We start from the raw sequence: 6,390 nt of genomic DNA on the forward strand, positions 1-6,390 counted from the left end.
AATGTTGCAATGCATAAACCGTTGACGACAAGAATCACCTTGCTTTAGCTGGGTGAGCTTCAAGCTAAAAGTTAAGCCCTGTTTATACCCATGTTACTTCAAAATGCTTTGTCAGGCACGAGCTCGGAGACCAGAGCAAGACGCAACATGAGGTAATGGTTATTCCCTTTTCGATTGCTGCAACGCAGCACTGGTTTTCGAGCTAGCGCCCCGTAGGGCAAGGTTAATTGCACCAATCTGCTTTGTTATAAAATTTCTATGTAGAATAACTATACTTCAATTTTATGCCTGGCATCTCGGCACAATTTGCCTTTCTGACTTTGCATCTTGAAGTATCATGGGTATATTACTTTTTTGTGCTGGTGACTGCTTTGTATTATTTTCCTATGATGTTGATAATTATGATGAAAGATGAACAGGTTAATTGCGTTAAATATGCATCAAAGTGAGAAATTAAACAGGTTTCTTACCTGCTTCTGGCACTTGCTATATTGAATATGGCTTACACTGTATTGAAGACAGACAAAGGCTGCACAAGAAAACACGCGGGCTGGTCGGATATACATTTGTAATCAGGAGGGTTCATGACCAATACGATTAAGACCTCATACGCTTTTGATCTGCCTGAAGTGTTTGATGCTCTGCAAACCTCTGAACAAGGTCTGTCCGAAGAAACGGTTGCACAGCGCAGATCCGAGTATGGAGAAAACAGATTACCGCTGGCACCGCCCAAGCCGGCATGGAAACGATTTCTTTTTCAGATTCATAATGTGCTTATCTATGTTTTGCTCGGCAGTGCGCTGATCAGCACGGCGCTGCAACATTATGTTGACAGTGGCGTTATTTTTGCTGTTGTCTTAATCAATGCCATTGTCGGGTTTATTCAGGAAGGCAAGGCGGAAGATGCATTGCGTGCCATTATCTCGATGACTAAAACTCACTCTATGGTTGTTCGTAGTGGCGTTCTTGAGTCCATTGACAGTGTTGAACTTGTACCGGGTGATGTTGTTATGCTTCAGGCGGGCGATCGGGTGCCTGCCGATATTCGCCTGTTTTACTGCAAAGATTTTCATTGTGATGAATCCGCATTAACCGGAGAAGCCCAGCCGGTTGGAAAACATAAGGATATCCTGCCCGTTGATACGCCTTTAGCTGATCGTAGAAATATGACCTTTATGGGCACCATGGTGACCTACGGTCTGGCACGCGGCGTGGTGATGCAAACTGCTCTGCAGACACAAATTGGTGAAATTAGCGATTTAGTTGGTAAGGTTGAAATTTTGCAGACCCCGCTACAAAAGCAGCTTGCCCGTTTTGCCCATCAGTTGACCATAGGTATTGTTGTTGTATCTGCGCTCGCTATGCTCCTTGGTATCTATATCCACAATTACCCTGCCAATGAAATGTTTCAGGCGGCGATCGGTATTGCAGTTTCCTCTATTCCGGAAGGTCTGCCCGCCGTCGTCACGATCTCTCTGGCGATAGGTGTACAGCGTATGGCTAAAAATCGTGCTTTGATAAGACGCTTGCCTGCCGTCGAAGTGTTAGGTGCGGTTGATGTTATTTGCTCAGATAAAACCGGCACCTTAACCGCAAACGCGATGACTGCACGGGAAATGTTTACCTCTTTTGGCGATTACCGAATCAGTGGCGAAGGCTACAAGCCTGAAGGGGCAATTGAGTCGCGTACGACTGCACAAAAGCTGCTGCTCGATCATGACAGTTGCTTTACCCAGGCCTGTATAGTCGCGATGTTGTGTAATGACGCGAATCTAACCAACGAAAATAATGATTGGGTGCTGCATGGCGATCCCACTGAGGGGGCATTGCTTACACTTGCGATGAAACATGGTTTAACGCTGCAGCAGGTTGTTAAGGACTGGCCGCGGATGGATATTATTCCATTTGAAAGTGATAAGCGTTATATGGCCACCCTGCACCATGATAAGGAGGGGCTGGTCAGACTGATGGTCAAAGGTGCACCGGAGCGGTTACTGAGTTATGCCCGCTATCAATTGGATGAAAATGGGTTACAAGAGATTGATAAGTCCCGCTGGCAGCAGGCGATGAATGATTATGCGCAGCGGGGAATGCGGGTTATGGCGTTAGCCATTAAAGACTATAATAAAAAACCTGATTTGCTGAGTCATCTGGATGTGGAAGGCGAGTTAGTGATGGTTGCACTGGTTGGGATCAGCGATCCGCCCAGAGCCGAAGCGATTTCGAGCATCAAAATGTGTCATGCGGCGGGGATCCGGGTGAAGATGATTACCGGGGATAACCCGATCACCGCAGCCGCTATCGGCAGGGAATTGGGGCTCAATGTTGAACATGTGATGACCGGGCAGGAGATCGATAATTTAAATCCGGAGCAATTAATTAAGGCGGTTGAAAATACAGAGATTTTTGCGCGAACCAGCCCCGCAAACAAACTGCAGCTGGTCAGTGCGCTGCAACAAAATCGTCACGTCGTGGCGATGACGGGTGATGGGGTCAACGACGCGCCTGCATTGAAAAAAGCCAGCATCGGCGTTGCAATGGGGCTAAAAGGCACTGATGCCGCAAAAGAGGCTGCTGATTTTATTTTAACGGATGACAACTTCAGTACGATTGTCAAAGCCGTCAGTGAAGGACGCACCGTGTATGACAACATTGTTAAATCGATTATCTTTATATTGCCGACCAACCTTGCTGAAGCGCTGGTTATTTTTACTGCTATTATGTTAGGCAGAATGTTGCCTATCACGCCCGCCCAGATTCTATGGATCAATATGATTACCGCCGTCACACTGGCACTTTCCTTAGCATTTGAACGTTCCGAGAGCGGTATTATGAATAAACCGCCGCGGCCTTTCGGACAGGGGTTATTGTCTGTGTCAATCTTATTGAGGATGCTGCTCGTTGGTGGCTTGGGGGCGTTTATCGTTTTCTCCTTATTCTATTATTACCGCACCCTTGGGGTGACAATCGAGTTTGCACGCACTATTTCTGTGAATGCGTTGGTAATGGTGGAACTCTTCTATCTGTTTAATTGCCGCTTTCTCACCCAATCGATCTTTACCCGTGATTTTTTCGCGGGTAGCCGACCGGTGCTGATGGCATGTTTCGGAGTGATTGTATTGCAGTTAGCCTTCAGTTATTTTCCTGCATCGCAACGTTTGTTCGGGCTGGAAAGCATCGGCATTAAAGATTGGCTGATTATTATTTTCAGTACCTTGCCTGTCCTGTTTATAGTTGAAATTGAGAAAGCGCTGCAGCGTAATCTAAAAGGCAAAAAAAGATGTTTTAACTCTTTCACACGGAGCTGATCAGAGATGTTTGAAATCGATGATATTTTCTCAATAATTGCTTTAATATTGTTTATTGCTTCTATTTTAGGGATGTTGGCAATAAAGCTCAAGCAGCCTCTGATAGTCAGCTTTATCGCAGTCGGGATTATTCTCGGTCCCTCTTCTTTAGGCTGGGTAACAGTTAATGATCAGCTGGATTTACTGGCAAAGCTGGGTATTTCGCTGCTGCTGTTTATCGTCGGTCTGAAGCTCGATTTACATATTATCCGCACTATGGGTGCGGTGGCGCTGGCAACGGGGATAGGGCAAGTACTTTTTACTTCTCTGTTTGGTTATCTGATTGCGCTGCTGCTTAACTTTGATCAACTCGAAGCCATTTATATTGCCGTTGCCCTGACATTTTCCAGTACCATCATCATAGTGAAACTGTTATCCGATAAACGCGAGGTCGATTCACTGCATGGGCGAATCGCTATCGGTTTTCTAATTGTGCAGGATCTGCTGGTTATCGTGGCGATGATTGTGCTTAACGCACTGAGTGGCGCTAAGGTTCCGGGTACCATCGGCCCAAATGTATTAAGCATTTTATTTAATGGCTTTATTTTTGTTGTCATTGTCGGCCTGCTGATGCGCTATCTGTTGACCCGACTGCTCAACATGTTAGCTCAATCAAAAGAACTGTTGCTGCTGTTTTCAATTGCCTGGGCCGTTTCATTGGGGGCGTTAGGTCATTATATGGGATTCAGTAAAGAAGTCGGCGCCTTTGTTGCCGGTGTTTCTCTTGCCTCTACTCCTTATCGAGATGTGCTCGGAGCGAGACTGGTCGGGTTACGGGATTTCTTGTTATTGTTCTTTTTTGTCGACTTGGGGGCCACTCTGGATCTCTCTGCCGTGGCCGGACAGTTCAGCGAAGCACTGCTCTTTTCATTGTTTGTGCTTGTCGGTAATCCGCTGATTGTCATGATTATTATGGGCGTTATGGGGTATCGTAAACGCACCGGCTTTCTCGCCGGTCTGACCGTTGCGCAAATCAGCGAATTCTCTTTGATTCTGGGCGCGCTGGGGGTTTCCCTCGGGCATATCAACGCGGATATTCTCGGGGTTATCACGCTGGTAGGGCTGATCACCATCAGTGCATCTACCTATATGATTTTGTATTCACAGGGATTGTATCAGAAGCTCTTACCTTTACTGGGTATTTTCGAGAAAAAAAGGCCGAACCGGGAAATGCTTTCCAGCCAGCAAGGCACAAATGAATCTTTTGATATTATTGTCTTTGGGTTAGGGCGTTTTGGCCGAACGCTGGTTAATGTTTTTATGTTTAAAGGTTATTCCGTTTTAGCGGTTGATTTTGATCCGGAAGCGGTTAGACGGGCGAAATTAACGGGCATGGAGGCACGTTACGGGGATGCGGAAGATGAGGAGTTTATCGCAATGCTGCCGTTGCAAAATACTAAATGGGTAATAGGAGCGATGCATGACAAGTATATCAGCCAGACCCTGTCACAGCACCTCCATGAAATAGGCTACAGTGGCAAGTCAGCTTTTACCGTCCATGACAAATACAATGTTGAGAAAATTACCCGGCATGGTGCTGTTCTGATCATGGTTCACGAATATGCTGCTCAGCATGCGGCGCAGCAATTAATAAAGCTGGATGCGATGTGATTTTCAAAGCAAGGAGTGCAGCAGGAAATAAAAGGTGGTTCAAATGACTGACAAAAATATGGATGAGAGAGTGTCCCCTCAAGGGCAAGTTTATGAAGTTAGATCTTTATTTTGATTTTTTGTTATCTTTTTTGGTGTTAAGTGTTTGTTAGTGTGACTCGTTTCAATAGATCCTGATTTGAGAAAAGATCGATTTGTAGATCTCATTTATCTGTGATCATATACTTCTTTTTATATTGAGAAGAAGTCATATGTCCCAAATAACTTTGATAAACCAACTCTCTGTAATTCGTGATTTCCGCCAACCAGTCAGTAACAACAAAGTTCCCGTTAATTATCCGTCATTATTTTCAAGGCAAACAATTAATATATCAGTAGTAACGGCATTAATTATTTTAGGCACTGTTGAGAATAGACGACTTAAAAATTTATGGTGGTGGCCACAAACAACTAAATCAATATCCATCTCTTTAACGATTGCCGCTAGTTTTATATGAAGATCGCCTATTACGAATAAGGTCTCTGTAATCGGATAACCGCTCTGCTCTGCCAGTGTTTGTAACTTGTTCTGCAATATCAGATCTTCTTTTCGGACGGGGGCGACCTTATCCACATCTACAAAAACAAACGACAGCTTACAATTATCGTCTTTAGCTAACGAGACGGCTTTATCGATAACTGCCTTACTAGATTCGGATAGATCAACAGCTACTAATATATGCTTATAACTCATTACATTTCTCCCAATTAGCTATCCTCTATTTCATTTAAGTCTAGCACGACTCTTGAGTTCTTATTTTTTAATAAGCGATTTTACCCACTCGCTGTATATGGTGGAACATCGTATCTACTTTGATAAATATTTTTATGAAAAAGGTGGCGAGATTCATTTGGTCACCTTTCCAGCTTGCCCACGTCCGCTGCGTTTTGTAATGGATAAAACAATATTCTCACTCTGGTACTTATCTTGTTTTTTTAAGGCGCTGGTTTGTATTGCGATCGAATCATCGGCTTTCGTTAAACGTTCACTGCGTATAACTGCATCTATTTTAGATAAGGGCGAAGTTGTTGCGCTGTTCCCGGAGGAGGCAATTAGTCGTAATGCTCTTGATTGGTTGGGCACAAGCCATGCTGGGAGATTAACAGCTTAAACGCTGTCGAGGAAGCCGTTATTAAAACCAATCTGATAGAGGGGTGGTTGTTCTCAGAGTATTAAAGATCCGCCGAAAGGTGAAAGTATTGTGTTATTGCATCAGGAATCACCAGATAGCAAATTAATGAAAAAACGAAGTTAGCAAAATAGCCGTAAACCCTCGCCCTTCTTTTTAGGGCGGGGATATAAGGCGACAGTGTAGTAGCACTTTAAATCATGCAGGTGTGGATTGACTATCCACATAATTTTTCAAAGTTTCTATCGTAGCCCCTCCTGCGC

4 protein-coding genes are annotated in these 6,390 nt (G+C 44.5%); 3 read left to right on the plus strand and 1 reads right to left on the minus strand.

Annotated elements, in window-relative coordinates; translation table 11 throughout:
* Window positions 1-584 precede the first annotated feature (584 nt).
* Both ABZA00_RS15800 and ABZA00_RS15805 read left to right on the plus strand, forming a co-directional pair.
* On the plus strand, window positions 585-3,308 hold the full coding sequence (locus tag ABZA00_RS15800) for a cation-translocating P-type ATPase (RefSeq protein ID WP_372883116.1): 2,724 nt from the start codon (window positions 585-587) through the stop codon (window positions 3,306-3,308).
* A gap of 6 nt (window positions 3,309-3,314) precedes the next feature.
* Complete coding sequence (locus ABZA00_RS15805; RefSeq protein ID WP_372883117.1) at window positions 3,315-4,958, plus strand: cation:proton antiporter; 1,644 nt, start codon at window positions 3,315-3,317, stop codon at window positions 4,956-4,958.
* A 334-nt stretch (window positions 4,959-5,292) separates the two neighbouring features.
* Here the strand turns inward: ABZA00_RS15805 and ABZA00_RS15810 are convergent, their stop codons facing one another.
* Entirely contained in the window at window positions 5,293-5,691 is a 399-nt protein-coding gene (locus ABZA00_RS15810) for a universal stress protein (RefSeq protein WP_372883118.1), read from the minus strand.
* Window positions 5,692-5,743: 52 nt separating this feature from the next.
* On the opposite strand from ABZA00_RS15810, the gene ABZA00_RS15815 reads away from it, so the two are divergent.
* The gene (locus tag ABZA00_RS15815) at window positions 5,744-6,109 is read left to right on the plus strand and encodes a 1-acyl-sn-glycerol-3-phosphate acyltransferase (protein WP_372883119.1); all 366 of its coding nucleotides are present in this window, start codon (window positions 5,744-5,746) and stop codon (window positions 6,107-6,109) included.
* The last annotated feature ends 281 nt before the right edge of the window (window positions 6,110-6,390 follow it).

The sequence above is a fragment of the Psychromonas sp. genome, from assembly GCF_041586535.1.
In the GTDB taxonomy this organism is placed as follows: Bacteria; Pseudomonadota; Gammaproteobacteria; order Enterobacterales; family Psychromonadaceae; genus Psychromonas.